This is a genomic window from Mycobacterium sp. 20KCMC460 (assembly GCF_022179425.1).
In the GTDB taxonomy this organism is placed as follows: domain Bacteria; phylum Actinomycetota; class Actinomycetes; order Mycobacteriales; family Mycobacteriaceae; genus Mycobacterium; species Mycobacterium kiyosense.
In genome coordinates, this window is record NZ_AP025525.1 from 37,069 (window position 1) to 56,993 (window position 19,925).

Here is a 19,925-nt window from a genome sequence, read left to right on the forward strand (position 1 = left end):
AACGCGGTGGCGGCGGCGGGTTGCGCTGATCGAACTGCGGGCGCGGCGGGATCGGGTCGGGCGCCTGCCCTGCCGGGCCGCGCCCAACTGACGGCTGCGCGTCCGGTGCCCGAGGCGCCGGGGGCCGCGGCACAACATGGGGATGCCCGCCCGGCGGCGGCGGCCCGAACGAGGGCCCCGCAACCGGCGGCGGCGGTGGTGGCGGTTCGGCCTGAGCGTGAGCACCTTCAGTGCCCCCCGGCGCCCCGGGCCACGCCTCGTGGCGGTTCCCCTCGGCTGGCGGTGGCCCGAACTCGTAGCCACCCACCGGCGGTATGTGAGGTGACTGCGGCGCACCCGGCTCGGGCACCCGCACATCAGCCAACGACACCTCCTCGGTGGCATCCTCGGCAGGCGCCGGATGCTCGCGGTGCTGCTCGCTGTTTTCCGGCGGCAGATAACGCGACATGAAGTCCGAATTGTCAGTCATTCCTAGTCCCCATATGGCTGGCGGTTACTATGTCCGATCCTAAAGGCAGAATTCTCGCTATACCACGCCCGCTCGGTATTCATCGAGAACACTTTGCTGGCACGGCGGTACCGCTTTTTGTCAGGCCATTCGCTCATGACTGTCCCAGGCTCGCACACCGACACTGTCGAAGACCGTCGTCAGCGCGTGATGCAGCTGGGCAGGACCCGCCGGGGCGATGGCCAGCCACTCCTGCTGGCTGCCCGCGGGCGGGTTGAGTCGGTACAGCGCCACCCGCCCCGAGGCGGTGTCGCGCAAGTTGAGCACCGTTTGGCTCCACACCGTGTCGGCATCCACATGGGCGCGCGCATAGACCAACGCCTCAGCTTGGGGATCTTCTAACGCCGCGCCCAGCTCAGCCAGCGCACCCCCGCGCAGCCCCAGTGCGCGCAGCGCAGCCATTTTCGCTGCTGCCGAGCCCGCCTTGGCGTGCAGCGTGATCGCGGTACGCATGTCATCCAGCGGCACGTTGACCGCGCTGATCCGTGCCGGCTCCACCCGGTGCACCGAGTCCAGAGCTTCAAAGACGAGGCGTTGCACCCATTCCTGGTCGGTGCCCGGACAGTCGTCGATGGTGACGTAGGACCCGGCGCGCACCGCAGAGGCCCACCGGCCGTCGCGGCGGGCCAGCACAACGCGCAGCTGCTCATCGGGGATCGCGCGCCAGGTAGTGGGATCATCCATCACCACCGGTGCCACCACGTTCATCGCCCCGCGGCAGACCAGCAAGATGACTTCAACGTCGGGCGTGGCCAGCACCTTCATGCGCGCGGCGATATCAGCACGCACCATCGCATCCTCATCGGCGATGCCCTGCTCGACCAGCACCGCCAAACCCGGGTGCGCGGTGAGCCAGTCGGTGTTTCGTGGTTGTCCGTAGGGGCGTCCGCGCAGTTCGGGGGCGAGCTGGGGAATGCCCAGCATGGCTTGCAGCAGCCACAGTCCCTCGAGGTTGACGGTGATGTCAGAAGTCGGGGTGGCCGGGATTTCGGCGGTCGTCATAGCAGGTTTCCTTGCTCAAACGCTGACGTGGCGGCACCGAATCCGGTGCCGCCACGTCGTTGGTTGGAACAGTGCGGGCTAGGCCCACGAAGATCCGACGGCGCTGTCGGTGCTGTTCATGTTGCTTCCGGCGGTCTGCACCTTCTGTCCGTGAGCGTTGGCCTGCTCGTAGATCACCTGGAAGTTGCGGCCCAACTGGGTGATGAACTCCTGGCAGGCGACCGACCCGGCGCCACCCCAAAAATCCCCGGCCGCGAGCACATCGCGCACGATCGCTTGGTGCTCGGCTTCCAGGGAAGCGGCCTGGGCGCGGATCAGGGCGCCGTGGGCGTCGACGTCGCCGAACTGATAGTTGATCGACATGGTTGTACGTCTCCTTGGCGTAAAAGTGGGTAGGGACCTGGCGGTTAGCTGCTCAGGATCTGCTGAGAAGCCTGCTCTTGCTGCTCGTAGTTGTTGGCGTCACGGATCAGGCCGTCACGCACCCCGTGCAGCATGTTCACGATGTTGCGGAACGCCTGATTCATCTGGCCCATCGTGTCGTAGGAGGTGGCCTGGGCTTGCCCACTCCAACCGCCGCCGGCGATGTTCTGCGAAGACGCCCACATCTTGCGGGCCTCATCCTCAACGGTCTGGGCGTGCACCTCGAAACGCCCGGCCATGTCCCGCATCGCGTGCGGGTCGGTCATAAAGCGGGTGGCCATAATAACGTTCTCCTTAAAGCGCGAGTGATTTTATTTCAGCGTTGCTGTGTTGCCAGTCTATTGGCCCGATCTAACGCCGGGCAACGGCCGGCGCAAGCTATTTGAACGAATTTTTCCGTGCACATGATGTCACCAATTCGACCTAACGTCGGCGCAGCACTTTGACGGGTTTTCCATAGCGCGGGGAGCCGTCGCTGTCCGTGCCGCGCCCGTGCATACCCGCGGCCATCGGCGTGCCCCCATACATGCCGGAGCCCCCGGTGCTGGCCGGTGCAGCCCCCATCGACGTGCCCCCACCCGAGGCGGCCACCGGTGCGACCGCCCGCGCCGTACTAGCCGACTCCCCGCTGGCGCCGGCCGTCCAGGTTGCCGGCACCGACAACCCGCCCAGCGATCCCGCGCGGCCCGCCACGGCCTCCACCTCCGAGGCTGCCCCGCCCATCCCCGCAAGTCCCGGCCCGGTCGCACTGGTCAATGTCGAGGCCCCGCCAGCACCGAACATGCCCGGATTCATAAAACTCATAAACGGGCTCAGCAGCGACTGGAATTGGCCCAGCCCGCTGCCCCCCAACCCCTGGCTCAGCGGTGACGAGAGCCCTTGCAGCGCTTGAGGAATCGTGCTCACCAGCTGCGGGCCCATCGACAACATGGACTCGCCGTCCAAACCCGCCGGCATGCTCCCCGCGCTGCTGGCGAAATTGAACGGCTGCTGCCCGGCGGCGGTGCCGCCCGACTGGCCCAACGCGGCCGCTTGCGCGGCCAACCCGATCGGGTCCGAGTTGGGCGCTGGCGGCACGAACGGGACCAGCGCGCCGGTGATCCCCGAAGCATTGCCCGCGAAGTCGTACATCGTCGCGGTGTCTTGGGACCACATCTGCCCGTAGTGCGCCTCATTGGCCATGATCGCCGGAGTGTTGAACCCCATGAAGTTCGTCGACACCAGGGCCGCCAGCTGCGCCCGGTTCTCGGCGATCACCGGTGGGGGCACCACCCCGGCCCGGGCAGCCTCGAACGCCGCCGCCGCCGCCGCGGCCGCGGCGGCTTCCTGGCATTGCGCGGCCGTCTCGATCATCCACACCACATACGGGGCTGCCGACAGCGCCATCGACATCGACGACGGCCCCGCCCACGCCGTGCTGGTCAGCGCCTCGATCACCGCCCCAAACGCCGCTCCCGCGGACCCGAGCTGCGCGGCCAGCGCCTGCCATGCCGCAGCTGATTCCATCAGAGACGCTGAACCCAGGCCCGCATACATGCGGCCCGAGTTGATCTCAGGAGGCAGCTCGTAATCCATGGCTGGCTATATGGGCGCTGACCCGCGAGCTAGATCATCGTCGCGGCGTTGGCGACCTCGGTGGCGGCGTAGTCAGCCGAGCTGATGCCCATGGTCGAGACGAACATCTGGTGCACGACCTCCCCGATGGCTTGGGTGGCCTGATACACGCCGGCATGGGTGCCGAACGCCGCGGCCAACAGAACCGACGCCGGCTCCGGCGCCGGCGGCACCACGCCCAGCGTGGGTGCGGCTCCCGCGGCGTTGCCCGCCGATACCGCCGCCCCGATCCCGGCCAACCCGGACGCGGATGCATCAATGCCCGCAGGTAACGCCTCGACAAACATAGAACCCTCCCGTAAAGAGCCGACCAGATCATTGACCGGTCTGATGACAAAAGTGTATCGGCGCCCGCGGGCTTACGCGCGGCCCATCGCAGATCTATCCGAGGCCGGCGTCAGCGACTTGGACATAAATTCCCGATTCGCCCGATTCGGCGGTATTCAGCAAGAATCCGCGGCCCTTGGGCATCCAATGGCCTTTCCATTTGCCCTTCACGAATCCTTGATCGGGGTCAGAATCCATGATCAGCTCCGGCTCCCTGGCCTGCTTGAGCATCCTGAACACCGGGTCGGCCCCCAGGCCCGCCATGAACGCCGCGAACTGGCGGGTGTAGATGATGTGCAACCCGACGTCGTCGCCGGCCTGCACGAACCGTTCGATCACCCCCAGAGGTGAGTCGAAGCCGACCGGCAACCGCTCAGAATCGTCGATGATCAAAAAGATTTCCGGCCCCTGCCAGTGGCGCCGGCCGATGTCATCGACCGATAAATCGTCGCTGGGCAGCCGCGGCGCAAGGACCGCGGCCAGCTCGCCCATGCGCTGTTTGACCGAGTCCGGCGTCGAGGCGAAACGCTGCACGTAGGACTTATCCAGCACGTTGAGTAGCTGGCGGCGCGGATCAATGAGCCACACCTGGGCCGCGGGGCGGTCGGCCGTTTCTTCCAGCCCCGGCCCCGTAGCGCCGTCAGCGCCCGGGGCGTAAACCCTGCGAATCTCGCGCATCAATGTTGCACACGCCGTCGTGCGCCCACACTTGGGTTGCCCGGCGATGATCAGATGCTGACTGGCCAAAAACACCGGCCGTTCGGTCTCGTCGAGCGCCCACACGATCGACGTGGGGGTGCGATCATCGGTGGCGGCTGCCGCCGCCAGCTCGGCCGGCGAAACCCGCCCTGGCAGCCTGCGCACCTTACGTGCGGGATTGAACCCCACGGCCTGGCGGCTGACAGCCTCGGCGACACTGCGTGAATCGAACACCTCCGCGGCGGTGGACTCCAGCGCCGGGCGCGCCATCAACGTGTGCAACCCCACGGGGTCTACGCCGGTGCGTTCGTAATTTTGCCCAATCATGCCGCGACCGGGGCGCGCCGGCACAGCCGTGGCCAGTCTCGCCTTAGCCACCAGCGTCGCTTCGTTGAAGTCGGCCAGACGAAGCTCCACCCGAGACCCGAAGTTACCCCGCACCGTCACCTGCAGGTCGGTGTTCTTGGTCACCGCGGCGACCACGTGAATCCCGAACGTGGGCCCCTCTTTGATGATCCTGTTCACCTTGTCTTCGACGAGCGCCTCATATTCGCTGACCATCGCCGCATAGTTGTCGATCACCAAGAACACATCGCCGTAACCATCCTCGGGCACAGCCCCGGGCTCACGCCCAGCCTTGCGGCGGCGAAACACCTCCATCGACATCACGCCGGTCGCCTCGAAGCTGCGCTTGCGCGAGGCGAGCAACGCCGCGATCTCGGCCACGGTGCGGCGCACACCGTCACTATCAAGCGACATCGACACACCACCCACATGCGGTAGCCCCGACACACTGCTGAGGGCCGCCGACGAAAACGCCAGGCAGTAAAACTGCACCTGCTCAGGGGTGTGCGTCATGGCCGCCGCGCAGATCAGGTCTTGCAGCGCAGTCGTTTTGCCCGAGCCCTGAGCACCCACGATCACCACATTGCCGCCCGGGCCCGACACGTCAATGGTCAGCGGATGCTGGTCATGCTTGAATGGCCGGTCCACCAGCCCCACAGGGAATACCAGGTTCGGGGTGCGCGCATAGTCGCTGTCCCAGGGCCGCCCCAGATAGGTGTTCACCAGTTTCTCGATGCTCCACGGCGCATCCAGCGGCGGCTTCCACAACCGGTAAGGCTCAAAGTCAATCCGGCGCAGCTGGTCGATGATGATGCGCCCCACCTGTGGGCGCATCAACGCATTGCGCTCCTCGGCGTCCTCGCTATCGCCCGCGTCGGTCGCCTCGTCGACATCAGCCACTTCCCCATCCACAGCTGGCGACTCGTCGAGCTCATCAGGCGGCGGCAACGGTGTGAAGTCCGTGGAGAACAGTTGCGGCGCAAAATAACTCACTGACGCTGCGCTCACTTGCGGCGCGTCGTCGAGGTCCTCCGTGCCAGGCTTGCGGTACTCACGCCACAAGAACTCGCCCTGAAATTTCGTCAGCGTGCCGTTCGCGGGGCTGCCCTGCAAGAAATAGCACTGCCCAGAACCCTTGAGGTTCACCGCATTCGGCACACCGATGGCCGTGGCTGACTGTGTCGTATTGGTCTGCAGGGCCATCCGGTACCCCACGTTTTCTAGCAGCTTCTCAGCGCGAGTTTCGATCTGCTGGCTGGCCATCAGCAGATGAATCCAATACGCGCGGCCTTGGCGGGCAATCTGATACAACGAGTCCTGGATCTCTTGACCCATCAACTTAAACAGTTCGGCGAACTCGTCAATGACCACCACCAGTACCGGCAGCGGCGGCAACACCTCAGCAGCCCCCGCTGCGAGCTGATCGGCACGGATCTTGTTGTATACCCCCACATCATCAGCGCCGGGCACATCGCATAAGGCTTTGCGCCGTGCGATCTCGCCATCCAGCGCGTCGATGAAACGGGTCATCAAACCCTGGTCCTCTTCGAGGTCGGTGATGATCTGCGAAACGTGGGGCACCCCGGCAAAGGGCCGAACACCCGAGCCGCCCTTGAGGTCGGCCAACATGAACTGCAGGTTTTGCGGCGGGTGCCCCAGCATCAGGGACTCAATGAAGGCGCGCAGCATCGTCGTCTTGCCCGAGCCAGTCGTGCCGGCCATCACCCCGTGCGGGCCCTGGCCGCCTTCCGAGTCCTCCTTGATGTCGACGAAAAACAGCTCATTGTTGTCCATCCGGTTACCCAGTGGCACCTTCAACCGCTGCAGGGAGTTGATGTCACTGCGCGGGCCCCACAACTTGTCGAAATCAATATTGGCGGCGTCCTCAATCCCGTAGTACGACAGGATGTCTCGGGCCATCACCTGCTTGCCGGAATCAACTTCGATCGCCTCATAGGCCTCGGCGAGCCGGAAGCGCGCCATGCGCTCGGCGAACGTCTCGGCCTCATCGCGGCTCATCTGATCGGCGTAGGCGAAAAACTGAGGATCGTTCCCCTGCGGATCCCATGTCATCGGGTCGCGCGGCACCGCCGAGATGACCGCGTTCTCACCGATGTACAACACTCGCCGGCGCGCGTCGCGGCACGCCGGAACGCGGCCCAGGCCACGCACGTCGAAAAATGTCAACCCAGCGACGCCTTCGGAGCTTCCCAGACGCTCCCATCCCGCTTCGGTGTCGCACACGACCACCGTGTGCGGCAACGGGTCAATAGGGTCCTTCGACGCGCCCAGGCGCGAGCGGAAGTCCCCGCGGGTGGACAGCGACATTGCATCAGTTTGCGCGTCAAGGAACTCAGCGACCGACCCATAGACCATGCGCACCGGGCCCGCACCGTCAATGAGCTTCGGATCACCGGCGTGTGGTAGCCACTTCACCCAATCCCACTCGGCCGCATCAGAAGTCACCACCACCAGCCGCAGATGATCGGGGCCGTGGAAAAACACCAATTCGCACAGGATCGCGCGCATCAGGCCCAGCACCCGCTCACGCGGGCCGCGTAGCTCATAGCCGGGCTCCACCATCAGCGACACCAGTTTCGGCGTGCCGTAGGCCACCGTCTGGTATTGCATGAACTCTTGGAGGACCTTGCCGGTCACCGGTTCGAGCTCGATATCGGTCGGCGCGTCCTGCGGCTCGTTGAACACGGCGGCATTCGATTCCATCAGATCCGTCATGCCCACCCCGACCCGGGCCACCCCGAACCATGTATCAGACCCGTTGGGCTTGCGCTCCCACATCCGCATACTGCCCACGGCCGCTTCCAGGGTGCCCGGTGCGGGATGATACCAGCGGTGATTCTGATCGAGCCGGTCCGCCAACTCTGAGGTGGTTCCACGTAGCTCGTCCATGACCATGCAAAACCGGGCCCGCAGCGCGTCGAGCTTCGAGCGCGACATCTCCTGCGACCCGCCGCGGCCACCGAACAGCATCGCAACCAGCCCGCCCACCATCAGGAGCGGGAAAAATGACCCCGCGCCGGTAAACGAGCGCGCACCACTGGCGAAGCTGATCCACATCATTCCGCCGAACAGCGCAAGCAGGCCGATGATCAACGCCACCGACCACAGCGGTTTGCTTTGTGGCGGCGGCACTTTCAGCGGAGTCGGCAGGTCAAGGGTTTCAGGCTTAAACGGCGGCGCCTGCGCAGTTTGCTTGCGCGCGAACCCAATCTTCATGACTTCGGGACCTCCAGTTCGGCCGGGTTGGCATCGACAGGCAGCGTGTTGTGACGCACCAGCGCATCAGAGCGCGACAACGCCGGCCCGGCGGCCAGCAGCCGCAGCGCCAGCCACGGCGCCGGGCTCGGGGAATGCTTCTTCAAACCCAAAGCGTTCATCGTGTCCTCCTGGCGCGGCACCCCGAACCGCACCCCTGGTTCGGATATCCACCACAACGACTCCACCGTGGCCGCTGACGGCGAATTACCGGTGGACACCACGTAATTGGCGTACTCAGGGCCCAGATACACGCGGTCGGCCTGCATCTGTGGCCCCGGGGCTTTCACCAAGTCCACCACCTTGTCCACTTGGCCCTCGGCCACCGGGATGCTCGGGCCGGCGATGACCGACGTGCTAGCCAGCGCCTCACCGCTCACCTTCTCCCAGTGCCAGCACGCCGCGGCGTTGACCTGGCTATCGATCACCCGCGGCGGAGCGGCCGGGAACGCCGACAAGTCCAGGGTTTGCACCACCGGCAACTTCGCCAACACCGGGCCAGCCACCACCGGGATCACCGCACCGGCCGGCCCGGCATTTTGCAGCACCTGAGCCACCACCGGCGACACCGGCTGCACGCCATCGGTGAGCACCACCGAATACGCGGTCTGCCCACCCACCTGCGGAGTCGATACCACCGTCCCCACCGGGCCCGGCGCCCCCACGAACCGTGCCGGCGAGCCCGCATTCGGGATCACCGGCACCGACAACTCCGGGCCCACCGGGATCGCATCGAATAATGCCCGGCTCATCGGGCGCGACCCCAACACCGCATCCTCGCCCAGCCCCAACGCCAACAGCACCGCCCGAGCACCCTGATTGATCAACGAGCGCCGGCCATCGCGAATCAACCACACCGCATCCCCATAGCGGCGCACCATCGCATCATCAGGGCCCAGCACGTGGCGGCGTGGACCCAGCTCGGGCTGGCCGTCGATGACGGTCACCGTCACCGGCTCAGGCGCAGCCGCCCCGAACGCCTTGGTGATCTCATCACACACCAACCACGACGAGCGACCCGGCGACGTCGCCACCATATCCTGCGGGGCGCCGGCAATACCGACCAGCGGCCCGCGCGGCGCCGCGTCAATCTCGCTGCGGCGCACCCGAACCGGGCTGGCCGCCTCCCCGGCGATCAACCGCGCCGAGGACAAATTCAACGCCGGATACAGCTTCTCGCCCACCCGCACATACAGCGCACCCGAATCCTGATCCGCCACAATCCGCGCCTGCCCCGCCGAACCGGCCGGGCGCACAAACGACCAGAACAACGCCCCCAGACACAGCACAGCGGTCAGCGTCACACCCGCCAACATCGCCATCGACTGGCGCCGGCCCGGCTCGGCCTCCATCCGCACCCGCCGCCGAGTCATCGCCGCCACCGCGCGACGGGCGAAAAACATGTGCCCCGACACCTGTACCCGCGTCGAAAGCCCCAGACCGCGCCCGCGCCAGCGCGACTCGTCGTCCTTATCCACTCCCGGCTCAACCACCGTCAATACCCACCGTTAAATCGTTATCCGACAATTCTTTTCACCACAACATGCCCACGCGGGAAGCCCGAATACTGGACGTGGCCCCCCGGGGTGGGCGCCTCAATGACCTTCGTCGAGGACACCGCCATCTGCACATGCTCCGGCCCTCTGCTCGAGAAATTGGAAAACACCAGATCGCCGGCCCGCACCTCAGCACGATCTACCGTCATACCTTTGTGAATCATGTCGTAGGTCATGCGCGGCAACTGAACCCCCGCGTGCCGGTAGGCGTCCATCACCAACCCGGAGCAGTCGTATTGGCGCGGCCCTGTCGCACCCCACACGTACGGATCACCCAACTTGGTCTCGGCGAACTGCACCGCCCGCAGCGCCGTCCCACTGCCGCCGCCGCCCAGAAGCGAAGCGCCCGACTGCTCACCCGGCCCCCCGTTCTGACCGCCGCCGCGACTCAGGCTGCCCATCAGTGACGCCGGTATCCCCGACGCCAAGCCGCTCAACCCGCTCAGGCCGCCGCCACCGCCGCCGCCCGACATCAAGCCGCCCAGCCCGGACAGGGGCATACCGCCGCCCATCCCGCCTGCACCCAGACCGCGATATCCCGCCGCCAGCTGACGCATCCGCATCGCCAACAGCCGGTTTTCGGCCGTGGTCTGATCCAACTGACGCTGCATCGCGGCCAAATGATCATCCATGGCCGCCATGATCAGCTTCGCCCCCGCCGGCGAACGACCCATCCCCGCGGTCGCAGCACCCACCGCGCGGGCCTGATCCCGAATCAACCCCGACCCGGCGCGGCCCTGCGCACCAACCTCACCACCTTGGGCCACCGCCTGCCCCGAGTCCCCGTCAAGACCATCCGCACCGGCCTGCGCCTGCTGATACGCGCCACCGGCGGCCCGAGCCCCACCCGTCAAACCGCTGTGGCCATCCGGGGCCTCTGGCACCGGCACCCGACCGCCCGCGGCGAACACCTGCCCACCACCGGGCGCCCCGGCCGGGAACAACTCATGACCGCGACTCAGCAGCCGATCAACCCCAGCCACGAACGCCGCAACACTCACCCACCAAAATTAACCCGAGCAAATCCCCCCGGCCACAGCCACGCAAAATTCGCAGCATCCTCGTACATCGTTGTGGTCAAACTCCGGCGATGCTGCGATACAACGCCGTCGCCCTGGGCAACTGACTCTGGATCTCGTTCAAATAGCCCCTACGTCCGTGCGCCACTGCCGCCTCAGCCGACGAATCGCCCGGGCGCTGCTGTAACCAGAAGATCGACTTCCAAATGTCCGGTGACGACGGACCGCCATGGTGGGCCAGCCGATCGAAAAATCCCGAAATCGCCGTGTTGGGATTATTGCGGCCCGGGTAACCCGCGTCTTGCTGGAAAATGCTTCTCCACAACCCATTCGGACTCACAGCCCGAGGACGCAACCCGCTTTCTTGCATCGCCGTAGACAAGATCGCGATCGTCTGGTGCGGCGAGTAGCCGCGCCGGCGAGCCTCATGGATGATCGCCGCAGCCACTTCACGCGGAGACGAATCCTGCGTCAACCCGCCCAGCGCAGTCCCCACATCGCCGCGCGGCGCCGCTTCCTCGCTCCGCGTCCCCCGGCCCCCGCGGACCGATCCCACCAAACGGCTCCACCCCCCAGGCAGGCTCCCCAAGCCGCTCAACCCGCTCAGGCCGCCGCCACCGCCGCCGCCCGACATCAAGCCGCCCAGCCCGGACAGGGGCATACCGCCGCCCATCCCGCCTGCACCCAGACCGCGATATCCCGCCGCCAGCTGACGCATCCGCATCGCCAACAGCCGGTTTTCGGCCGTGGTCTGATCCAACTGACGCTGCATCGCGGCCAAATGATCATCCATGGCCGCCATGATCAGCTTCGCCCCCGCCGGCGAACGACCCATCCCCGCGGTCGCAGCACCCACCGCGCGGGCCTGATCCCGAATCAACCCCGACCCGGCGCGGCCCTGCGCACCAACCTCACCACCTTGGGCCACCGCCTGCCCCGAGTCCCCGTCAAGACCATCCGCACCGGCCTGCGCCTGCTGATACGCGCCACCGGCGGCCCGAGCCCCACCCGTCAAACCGCTGTGGCCATCCGGGGCCTCTGGCACCGGCACCCGACCGCCCGCGGCGAACACCTGCCCACCACCGGGCGCCCCGGCCGGGAACAACTCATGACCGCGACTCAGCAGCCGATCAACCCCAGCCACGAACGCCGCAACACTCACCCACCAAAATTAACCCGAGCAAATCCCCCCGGCCACAGCCACGCAAAGCCAGTTCGGGCCGGTTTAGCGGCCGCCCTGCGGAATCGTCGGCGGCCCCAACGGGCCATACGGCTTATACGGCTCCGGCACCATATCTCCGTGCCACAAGAAAATCCCCGAGCCCGGCACATACTCACTCCACCCATACGGCGGCAGCTCACCCCCACCCGGCGGATAGACCTTCGCCCCCGGGAAAGCCGACTGCGGCACCCACACCCCCGAGTTCGGGCCCAACTGGATATACGGGTCGGGATTGCCGTGCTCGTCGGACACTGTCGGCGGCCCCAAGGCCCCCGGCGCAAGCGTCTTATAGCCCGGGATCTCATCAGACCTCACGAAATAATGCGGAACCTGATCCGGATCTTTCGTCCGGTCGTAAATGTCCACCCACGGCGGCGAATTGGGATAGTTCGGCGGACCCATCCCGCCCACGCCGGCGTCATAGGGCATATGCCGCTTATCGCCTGGCTTCCACTTATCCGATGAGTCCAGCGGCGCCGCCGGCGGCGAGTCCTTCGCGCCGTCAGTCAACGTGTGATAGCCGGCGGCGGTTTGGCGCAGTCCCGCCGAGACGGCCTGGTATTGGGTTTTGGTGGTCTGCAGCTGATCCTGCATCGCCGCCAAATGCTGATCCATCGTCGCCATCAGCAAGTGCGCACCCGCCGGCGTCCGAGCCATCGGCAACAGCGCGGCCGCGCTAGTACGGGCCTGATCCCGAATCAACCCCGACGCCTCCCGGCCCTGGGCCCCGATCTGCTCGCCTTGCTCGGCGCTTTGCGCCAGCTCCCCATCCAGCCCCGCCACCCCACTGCGAGCCTGCTGATAAGAACCGGCCGCGCGTGCCACCCCGCCTCGCAAACCACTGCCACCCTCCGGAGAGCCCGGCACCGCAACATCACCCGAGCTCGGCAGCGGCCCGCCCGCACCCCCGGCCGGAAACAACTCATGCGCACGGCTCAGCAACCGATCAACCCCAGCCACAAACGCCGCAACACTCACCCCACAAAATTAGCTGACCCCACCCGGTCCAGGCCACACCCAGAGCAGCAGAAAGCGCCTCGTCGATATGCTCTGGTAGTGGCGTTCAACGTGAAAGACGAAGAGGTGATCCGCCTCGCCGGCGAGCTCGCCGCACGCCTGCACCTCCCCAGCCGCATCGACGCCATCCGCTACGCCCTACGAGCCCAGAACGAAACCACGCAATCTCGCGCCACAAATCACGCCGACGACCTGCTCGACGTCCTCAAAACCGAGATCTGGCCACTACTGAACGACCGATCCCCCATCACCAAAACCGAACGCGAACACGCACTCGGATATACGACAGCAACAGGAGTTTCACCGTTGCAAGTCAGTGATCTTTAGTTTTGGTGGTCACGCAACTCGCACCTCGTCTGGGGGTTCCCTCCCGGCATCAGCGGCCGCAGGTTCCGTCACCTACGACTAATTCATCTGCCCGGCTTGTTCGTACAGCTCGCGAGTCGAAATCACGGCAGTTTGCTTGTGTAACAGCAAGACTCGTTGAGTCTCGATTTGGATCTTCTTACCCGCGATCCTGTAACAGGCAAGAGCATCCGCACGCGCGGCCGCACTAACGCTCTGCTCAGCCGCCGCGTCATTTCCGCCAGCTCCTGCAAGGCAAACCTCGGTCGCTGCACGGATCTCGGCCTGATGGTTTGCGCAGCACCGAACAAGCTGCTGCACCCGTTTGCACGCTAAAGATAGCTGCTCCGACACCCCAACAGTTGTTCCGCACCGGACCGCGAACCGCATCAGCAGGTCATCCAACGCAACGCTCATCGCTTCCCGGCACGCCTCATCGGCCTCGCCACCGTCCAATATGTGTTGCCAGGACCGCAACTCGTCCTGACTTTCTTCCCAACCACGCAGCGCCTCAACGCAGTTCGCAGCATCAACCAAATCGCACGCCAGCACAAACGCCTGGAGGGCGAATCCGATCGGCGTGCCCCGCGCGTAGGTCCGATCATGTTTCCGCGTTCGAAACTCAGGACGTGGCTCACCAAGTAGCTGTGCGACCTTTTCGCGCAGCACGCTATCGTCGTCGGTCACCTCGCCACCGGCTCGCTCAACGCAAGCCGTATCCCAGCCACCCACGCCGCGTACACCACATTCAGCAGGTCCCCATCGTGGCGCTCCCAGCACAGCAGCGCCTCCAACTGCCGGCACCGAACGAATTCCCTTGTGTAGCTGACCGTCTGATCGGGGTTTTCAAGTCCGTTCAATCCCGGCCGCTGTGCGACCATCTGCACCAAGGCATCCTCGTGTTCCTCGCCCAGCAGGGCCCACTCCTGGGCTGTGGGCCAGCGCTCCGCGATAAGCGCCTGCGCTACCGACTGTGCAACCCGCGACAGCTCCTCGCCAAGAATGCCGAATGCCAACTGGCGAACCAACTCTCGGCAATAATCGCGCAGCACCGACTCATCGACCGCCGCCAGATCCGCATACAGGGCCGCATCGACGGTCTGCAGACGGTGCGCCCGCGCCGCCGATAAGTCCGCGGCCATGTTGTCGGGTTCGAGCCTAGGTTTGACACCGGTAGCTATTTCCGGTGCCGGGTGCTCGCTCAAGAACTCAGACGGCAGCGCCCACGACGTGGCCACCGCGCTCACCGTGTCCCCGAACTCCCGGGCCGCCCGCACCGCCTTATCGGCCGGATTCACCCACCCAAACCAACGCGCATCAAAATCTCCGTCGTGGCCACCGGCGATGGGCATCGTCTTGGGCAAGAACACCTTTGGCGGAATATAAGTAGCGCCGTCGTTGGTGGCCACCCAATAGGTCGGCATGCCCGAGGCGTTACGGCCCACGGCCACAGCCCAATCCAAACCAGGATCAGTCACTTTCGCCGCCCCAGCGAGCTCGGCGACCAACGCCTTCGCCCGTTCTAGATCGTTCTCAGCCATATCCCGGCGCACCGCCATGGTCTCACGCCGACCCGGCACCGCCATCAACCCAGTCCCCGGGCCCGACCCCGACGAGCCGCCGCCGCCGGCCTCAGCAGGCACCGAAGGCGCAGCCGGCGCCGACCCCACCGGCGAAGCAGCCGACATACCCTGAGGAGGAAGCACCGAACCGTACGACGTCATGCCACCCGCCGGCATACCCGTCGCAGGTGCCGGTCCCGGGGCCGAAGTCGCCGCCGGGGGCGCAGTAGACACGGGAGCGACCGCCGGCGCAGCCGACGTCGGAGCAGACTCGATCGGCGCCGCCAAAGACGTCATCGGCGCCGGTGTCACGGGAGGAACACCCCCGGCCGCCGCAGCACCCGCTGCTAAACCGCGCCCGAAGTCCATGCCCAGCGATGGCATCGGTGAGCCCTGCAACCCCGGTGCGCCCAGCCCCGTGGGAGGGGTCATACCGCCGGGAAGCCGCCCGAACCCCCCCATCAGCCCCTGCAGCCCTTGCAACCCCGGAATCCCGCCACCTGAACCGCCGCCCGGCACACTGGGAAAACCCGGCAATCCGCCGCCCATCAACGACGTCAAGGGATTATGCCGAGGAGGCGTTAAAGGGTCTGACGAATGTGCGGGTCGAGGGCCACCGAGTATTGGCGGCCCGGAGGATTCTTGGCCGGGCGTCGACGCAGCAGGTCTCGGCCCGCCGCCGCCTTGAGATCCAGGGATGTTTGGGTCAGGCACCCCGGGCGGTCCATCCGTTGATTGATCCGGCTTAGCCCCGTCCTGCCCGGCTTGTTTGAATTTGGGTCCGCCGGGACCGTCCAGCTTGAAGTGGTTGGTGAATTGGGTGGCGTATTGGGTGGCATATCCCTGCAGCTCAGACGAGTAGCCTTGAATTGTGGTTCGATGCACGCCGAGGATCACCGCCACCTGCGCGAGCGATTGGCCCGAGCCGCTTTTCAGGAATGCCTCGGCCTCTTGATGCGCCTGCTTGTTCTGCTCGAACATGTGCTTCTTGATGCTCGCGACGTCCTCGCCGGCCCTTTTGAATAACCCGGAAGCTACCTTGCTGATTTCGGCCTGGCGGAACTTGATCGACACCGCCTCTTTGTAGGCCTCATAAGCCGCGTCCGCGCTTTTACCCACCCAGGAGCCGCCATTTAGCACACCATTCGCCGCTTGCTGGGCATCCATCGCATCGCCCTCAAACGACTTCGACTCGTCCGAGAGCGTGCCTGCATCGTTGAACAATCTCGTCTCAGAATCTTCTGGCCACACATTGGGCTGAAACAAAAAATTGACAAAAGGGCCCTGCGGTCGCGGGTGATCGCTCCCGAGATGGGGTAGTGAAGGTGGTTGGATATTGCGCACTGGCCCCCGGCTGACCACTCTCAGTAGCCGTTCCGCCTGCTTGTTGTTACGTTCTGCCCACCACTCGGGAAAATCGCCGGCATTGGGCTCGGGGCTGGTTGCTGACGCCATTCGTGTGGTTACCTAGGCAACCCGCACACGCCGAGCAGCGCATCAATCGCGTCGCCATCCGCATCCGTGAGCCGATTAACTTCTGGTGTGGGTGTATTGCCCATCGCCGCCGTTGTTACGTCCAGCGTCGTGGATATGTATTTCCGCGCAGAAGCCGCGACGTCGGCGGGAACAGCAGGACTAAGCACATTCTGTACAGCTAATGCACTATTGACTGCGCGCAACACTATAGGAACATTCACATTGCCTTGGACCCGAAAGCCACCTTGCCCTTCTTGCCCACGCACCGACGTATCGAACACTTGGCACAAGTGATTTTTCGCCGCCGTCGCATCGGCCGCGCTGACTTGAGGCGCGAGCGGCGCAGACGGTGATGCTGATGGTGCAGCAGATGGCCCGCCGCTGGTGTGGGCATCGTTGTGCGCGACCGCGAGCGTGACTAGCGATCCGGTGACAGCTGAGATCACGATCGCGAGTAGCAGTCCAAGCACGGCCCAGGGCCAAACCCGACGGCGTGTTCTGTTCTGCGCGAATCCTGTTGGGAACGGAACTGCGGTCGGCGGCGCGGTCGCGCCAGGCCCAGGGGTAGGCGCCGGAGGTGGCGGCAGAGTCACCGATGGTGACCCAGCCCTCGACCAAGGTGATGAACTCATGCGCCGCTCCCCTGTCGTTATGTCGTCAGAATGCTTGAGTTGCCCGCTTCAGTGGTTTGAACTGTCGCGATGCTGAACTCTCGACTTGCGGTGTTTGCCGTCGCGCGGCCGACTGCTTGGGCTTCACCTATCGCACGGCCACCAATGGCCGCCCCCACCAAGGACGTCATGTATCCGCCGATGGTGAGGCTGCTAAGGCCGGCACCGGACTGCTGAGCTGTCGCCGCATCCGCACTGGACAAGCCAGCCTCGGTTTCCGCCACATCCATCGTGAACTTGCCTGCTGCCATGAACCGCATCTTACCGCCGGTGTCGCGCCTACACATCGCCTAAGCAGCACGGATCTGCAAAGCGCGGCCGACTGCTGCGCCCTCGAAATGACGGTTCTGGGGCCGCGGTTACTCGGCGAGGAGATCGTCAATGAGTTCTTTTGAGCGCGTCGGTATCTCGGTGTTTGGGAAGTACCGTTCGACGATCGCCCAGACCTCGGCGCGAGACTTGATATTCAGGTGACCCAGCAAGAATTGCACGTCATCGCCATCTCTGACCGCCCGAGCTGCCAGGACCTTCATCGCGAGCAGATGCTGCGGTGGCGTCGCGGCGACTTGCAGGTAGGGGTGGTCGAAGACGAGGCTCCCCTGCCCGGGTGTTCTCGACACATAGCTTGCAGCTTGGTTGTTCAGCCAGCTAGAGGGCCACCGGTGTTCGGTAGCGACTTCGCGGATCGCGGCGAGCATGGGCCCGTCAGGAGAAAACAGAGCATCGATATCGCGTGTTGCGGTGCGAGTTTCGTCGTAGGCCAAGATCATCGCGGCACCACCGACCACGTGGACATGCCCGACAACACGGCGACGTTCGAGCTTCTGCGCCAACGAGACGAAGGCACGCCGCAGCTCGGTCTGATCAAATAGCGGCTCAGGCATTCTGCTCGCTCCATCGTGGGTGAGGTCGTAACGATCAAGGTAGATCCCGCGGCGACGAAACGAGGCCGGCGCCCACAACATCGCGCGGGTGCGCGCAGACGGCAGAGGGGAAATCCACCACGGGGCGTCCAGGAAGCGCTCGGTGGTGATGCTCCACAGCGGTCCCGGCAGCCCGTAACTTCCGGCGAGGTGTTCAGCGATCGCCGCCAGTAACGCGTCATGGCGCGGGTCGCCGGTCAAAGGCGGTTCGTCGTTGATCAAAGACAGGGCGGCTGGCCCCGATTCGTCGGCGCCGCGGGTGAATTCGAAGAAGATCCGCAGCCGGGTGCGGTCGTCCGCGACGTCCCGGATTCTCTGGGCAGCGTCCGACAGGCTAAGAGCGTGCGCCGGTGCTGCAAGGTCCGTGCGCGCGCCCTGGCGGCGGCGCACTGCGCGAACGTCCGCAGCAGGATATCCAGTAATGCGGCGGATGCCGCGGTTGGACAAGATGCTGCGCGCCCGCCCTGTGGTGACGCTCCAGTGTCGGGCTGCCTGGTCGACGGTCCACAGCTCCATGTCACTAACATACGCGCACCACGCACGGAAGTAAGCCAGGTTCTAAGAGCGGATCTACCCGGGTTAGCGACGCAAAGACGAAGGATTTCAATGAGCTTCATCGGCCGGCGCCGGCTTGTATCGCTCGCCATTCCTCGACCGCAGCTTCAACCGTCCCGTGTACTCGTGCGACCGCTGCGTCGACGGACGCCCGCTGTTGGGGATAGGCTACTCAACTGACCAGAAGCGCCAAGCGCGGATCATCGACCCAGCCATCACCCAAGACGCCGTAAGCGCTCCACAGGCTCAGCGCCGGGGCCGCCGCGCCGCTAAGCCGCACCGGGTAAGTCGAGTCAAAGCCCAATGTCAACGTCCACTGCTGCAAATCCGGGTAGAACTCCGTGCACGCTCCGAACCAGAAACTGACCATGCCGTGTGCCGCGGTGGTGCAGATCAGGCGGTCGGTCGTCACAATCACCGGGCAGGTTTGGTGATACCGCCACTGAGCTGCCGCGCGCTGGGCCGCGGCCACCTTACGCCGATGATTCACCACCCCTTGAACAGCCAACGCGCCGAACATGACCGCCGGGCGGCCCGCGACCATCAGCGGCAGCGGCGAGTACCGGCCGTCGCCGCCACAAAAGCGGCTGTAGTCGATCTCGGCGCTCAGCAACGCCTGTTCTCCCGGTTCCAGAACCGGCCCGTACACCTGGACCGGAGTTGGCGCGCGCCCCGCCCGCAGCGCTGCCGCGCAACCGCGGCTGTAGTGCCACCACTGCTCGGCAGCGGTACGCGGCTGCCATGCCGTCTGGGGTTGACGCGCATGGTTGGACCCGCCAGCAGGGCTGCCGTGGACACGGGCCGGCGTCGACGTGGCCCGGCTCACCGGAAGGTTATGCCGCTGCGGTGGCGGCATTCCTGGCATCGGGATATCGAACATGGCCGCAGGCTACCTTTCGGATATGACACCGGCCCCGAATCGGCGGACATCCGGGTTGTCACGAACCGAATGTGTTCGTGTCTGCGGCGCGGCCGCGAAGATGGCTGTTCTACGCTTATTGGTGGTCGTACACACAGGCCGGATGCCTGTCTGTGCGGGCCTCCCCCGGAGGCCCCGGTCGCATCTCCCGTAAAGATCAGACCGGGGCTCTCTGAGGTCAAAGGTGGCGGTCGACGTCCATGCGTTGGTGAAAGGACGTATGCGCTCACCGGCCTTGCGGGTTCAGGACACGTTTACGGGCGAGGAACGCATCGCAGTCGAACGGTGTTGAAGCGCCGCTGCGTTCACCCGCCTTCAGCGCTTCGCGCAGTGCCCGAAGTCGAGCTTCACCAGACATCTGCCTCCCCTCGCACGGCACCTTTGTCATCGGTGTGTTGCGGCGTGGAGACCCCTGGCTTTAGGCGGGGGGAGGAAACGCCGCGTCTCCTTTCGGTGGGTTGTCGGT

17 protein-coding genes and 1 pseudogene are annotated in these 19,925 nt (G+C 65.4%); 1 reads left to right on the forward strand and 17 read right to left on the reverse strand.

From position 1 onward, the window contains the following. Positions 1–589 precede the first annotated feature (589 nt). From MKCMC460_RS29215 to MKCMC460_RS29260, 10 genes are all read right to left on the reverse strand, one after another. Positions 590–1,510: an ESX secretion-associated protein EspG gene (locus MKCMC460_RS29215; protein ID WP_015388873.1), complete on the reverse strand. Its 921-nt coding sequence runs from the start codon at positions 1,508–1,510 to the stop codon at positions 590–592. Positions 1,511–1,588: 78 nt separating this feature from the next. Then, a complete protein-coding gene (locus MKCMC460_RS29220) occupies positions 1,589–1,873 on the reverse strand; it encodes a WXG100 family type VII secretion target (protein WP_007172340.1) in 285 nt (94 codons plus the stop codon). A gap of 44 nt (positions 1,874–1,917) precedes the next feature. Further along, positions 1,918–2,214: a WXG100 family type VII secretion target gene (locus tag MKCMC460_RS29225; RefSeq protein ID WP_007172341.1), complete on the reverse strand. Its 297-nt coding sequence runs from the start codon at positions 2,212–2,214 to the stop codon at positions 1,918–1,920. A gap of 142 nt (positions 2,215–2,356) precedes the next feature. After that, positions 2,357–3,508 carry a PPE family protein gene (locus tag MKCMC460_RS29230; RefSeq protein ID WP_238306174.1) on the reverse strand — a complete coding sequence of 384 codons (1,152 nt, stop codon included), beginning with the start codon at positions 3,506–3,508 and terminating at the stop codon, positions 2,357–2,359. Between the two features lie 29 nt (positions 3,509–3,537). Beyond that, positions 3,538–3,834, reverse strand: coding sequence for a PE family protein (locus MKCMC460_RS29235; protein ID WP_015388875.1), 297 nt, complete (start codon positions 3,832–3,834; stop codon positions 3,538–3,540). A 94-nt stretch (positions 3,835–3,928) separates the two neighbouring features. After that, positions 3,929–8,155 carry a type VII secretion protein EccC gene (locus MKCMC460_RS29240; RefSeq protein WP_015388876.1) on the reverse strand — a complete coding sequence of 1,409 codons (4,227 nt, stop codon included), beginning with the start codon at positions 8,153–8,155 and terminating at the stop codon, positions 3,929–3,931. Continuing rightward, positions 8,152–9,693 (reverse strand): type VII secretion protein EccB, encoded by a 1,542-nt coding sequence (gene eccB, locus MKCMC460_RS29245; RefSeq protein WP_238306175.1) that lies wholly within the window; start codon positions 9,691–9,693, stop codon positions 8,152–8,154. The genes MKCMC460_RS29240 and eccB overlap by 4 nt, the downstream gene beginning before the upstream one ends. Positions 9,694–9,710: 17 nt before the next feature. Then, positions 9,711–10,751 (reverse strand): C40 family peptidase, encoded by a 1,041-nt coding sequence (locus MKCMC460_RS29250; RefSeq protein WP_015388878.1) that lies wholly within the window; start codon positions 10,749–10,751, stop codon positions 9,711–9,713. A 76-nt stretch (positions 10,752–10,827) separates the two neighbouring features. Next, on the reverse strand, positions 10,828–11,931 hold the full coding sequence (locus MKCMC460_RS29255) for a hypothetical protein (RefSeq protein ID WP_238306176.1): 1,104 nt from the start codon (positions 11,929–11,931) through the stop codon (positions 10,828–10,830). A 63-nt stretch (positions 11,932–11,994) separates the two neighbouring features. Continuing rightward, positions 11,995–12,969 carry a hypothetical protein gene (locus MKCMC460_RS29260; RefSeq protein ID WP_015388879.1) on the reverse strand — a complete coding sequence of 325 codons (975 nt, stop codon included), beginning with the start codon at positions 12,967–12,969 and terminating at the stop codon, positions 11,995–11,997. A gap of 78 nt (positions 12,970–13,047) precedes the next feature. Here MKCMC460_RS29260 and MKCMC460_RS29265 point away from each other — a divergent pair, with 78 nt between their 5' ends. Further along, positions 13,048–13,335, forward strand: a complete 288-nt coding sequence (locus MKCMC460_RS29265) for a type II toxin-antitoxin system VapB family antitoxin (protein WP_015388880.1) — start codon at positions 13,048–13,050, stop codon at positions 13,333–13,335. Positions 13,336–13,413: 78 nt separating this feature from the next. On the opposite strand, the gene MKCMC460_RS29270 is transcribed toward MKCMC460_RS29265, so the two are convergent. The 7 genes and pseudogenes from MKCMC460_RS29270 to MKCMC460_RS29300 all read right to left on the reverse strand — a co-directional run. After that, a complete protein-coding gene (locus MKCMC460_RS29270; RefSeq protein ID WP_015388881.1) occupies positions 13,414–14,040 on the reverse strand; it encodes a hypothetical protein in 627 nt (208 codons plus the stop codon). Continuing rightward, positions 14,037–16,139: a hypothetical protein gene (locus tag MKCMC460_RS29275; RefSeq protein WP_139803213.1), complete on the reverse strand. Its 2,103-nt coding sequence runs from the start codon at positions 16,137–16,139 to the stop codon at positions 14,037–14,039. Before MKCMC460_RS29275 ends, MKCMC460_RS29270 begins: the two co-directional genes overlap by 4 nt. Before the next feature lie 239 nt (positions 16,140–16,378). Continuing rightward, positions 16,379–16,837 carry a hypothetical protein gene (locus MKCMC460_RS29280; RefSeq protein WP_139803214.1) on the reverse strand — a complete coding sequence of 153 codons (459 nt, stop codon included), beginning with the start codon at positions 16,835–16,837 and terminating at the stop codon, positions 16,379–16,381. Between the two features lie 203 nt (positions 16,838–17,040). Next, entirely contained in the window at positions 17,041–17,313 is a 273-nt protein-coding gene (locus tag MKCMC460_RS29285; protein ID WP_139803215.1) for a hypothetical protein, read from the reverse strand. 108 nt (positions 17,314–17,421) lie between these two features. Further along, on the reverse strand, positions 17,422–18,501 hold the full coding sequence (locus MKCMC460_RS29290) for a DUF6036 family nucleotidyltransferase (protein ID WP_015388884.1): 1,080 nt from the start codon (positions 18,499–18,501) through the stop codon (positions 17,422–17,424). Positions 18,502–18,712: 211 nt separating this feature from the next. Further along, complete coding sequence (locus MKCMC460_RS29295; protein WP_238306177.1) at positions 18,713–19,153, reverse strand: hypothetical protein; 441 nt, start codon at positions 19,151–19,153, stop codon at positions 18,713–18,715. Positions 19,154–19,685: 532 nt separating this feature from the next. Continuing rightward, a pseudogene (locus MKCMC460_RS29300) lies at positions 19,686–19,808 on the reverse strand (type II toxin-antitoxin system ParD family antitoxin); the annotation flags it as partial. Between the last annotated feature and the right edge of the window lie 117 nt (positions 19,809–19,925).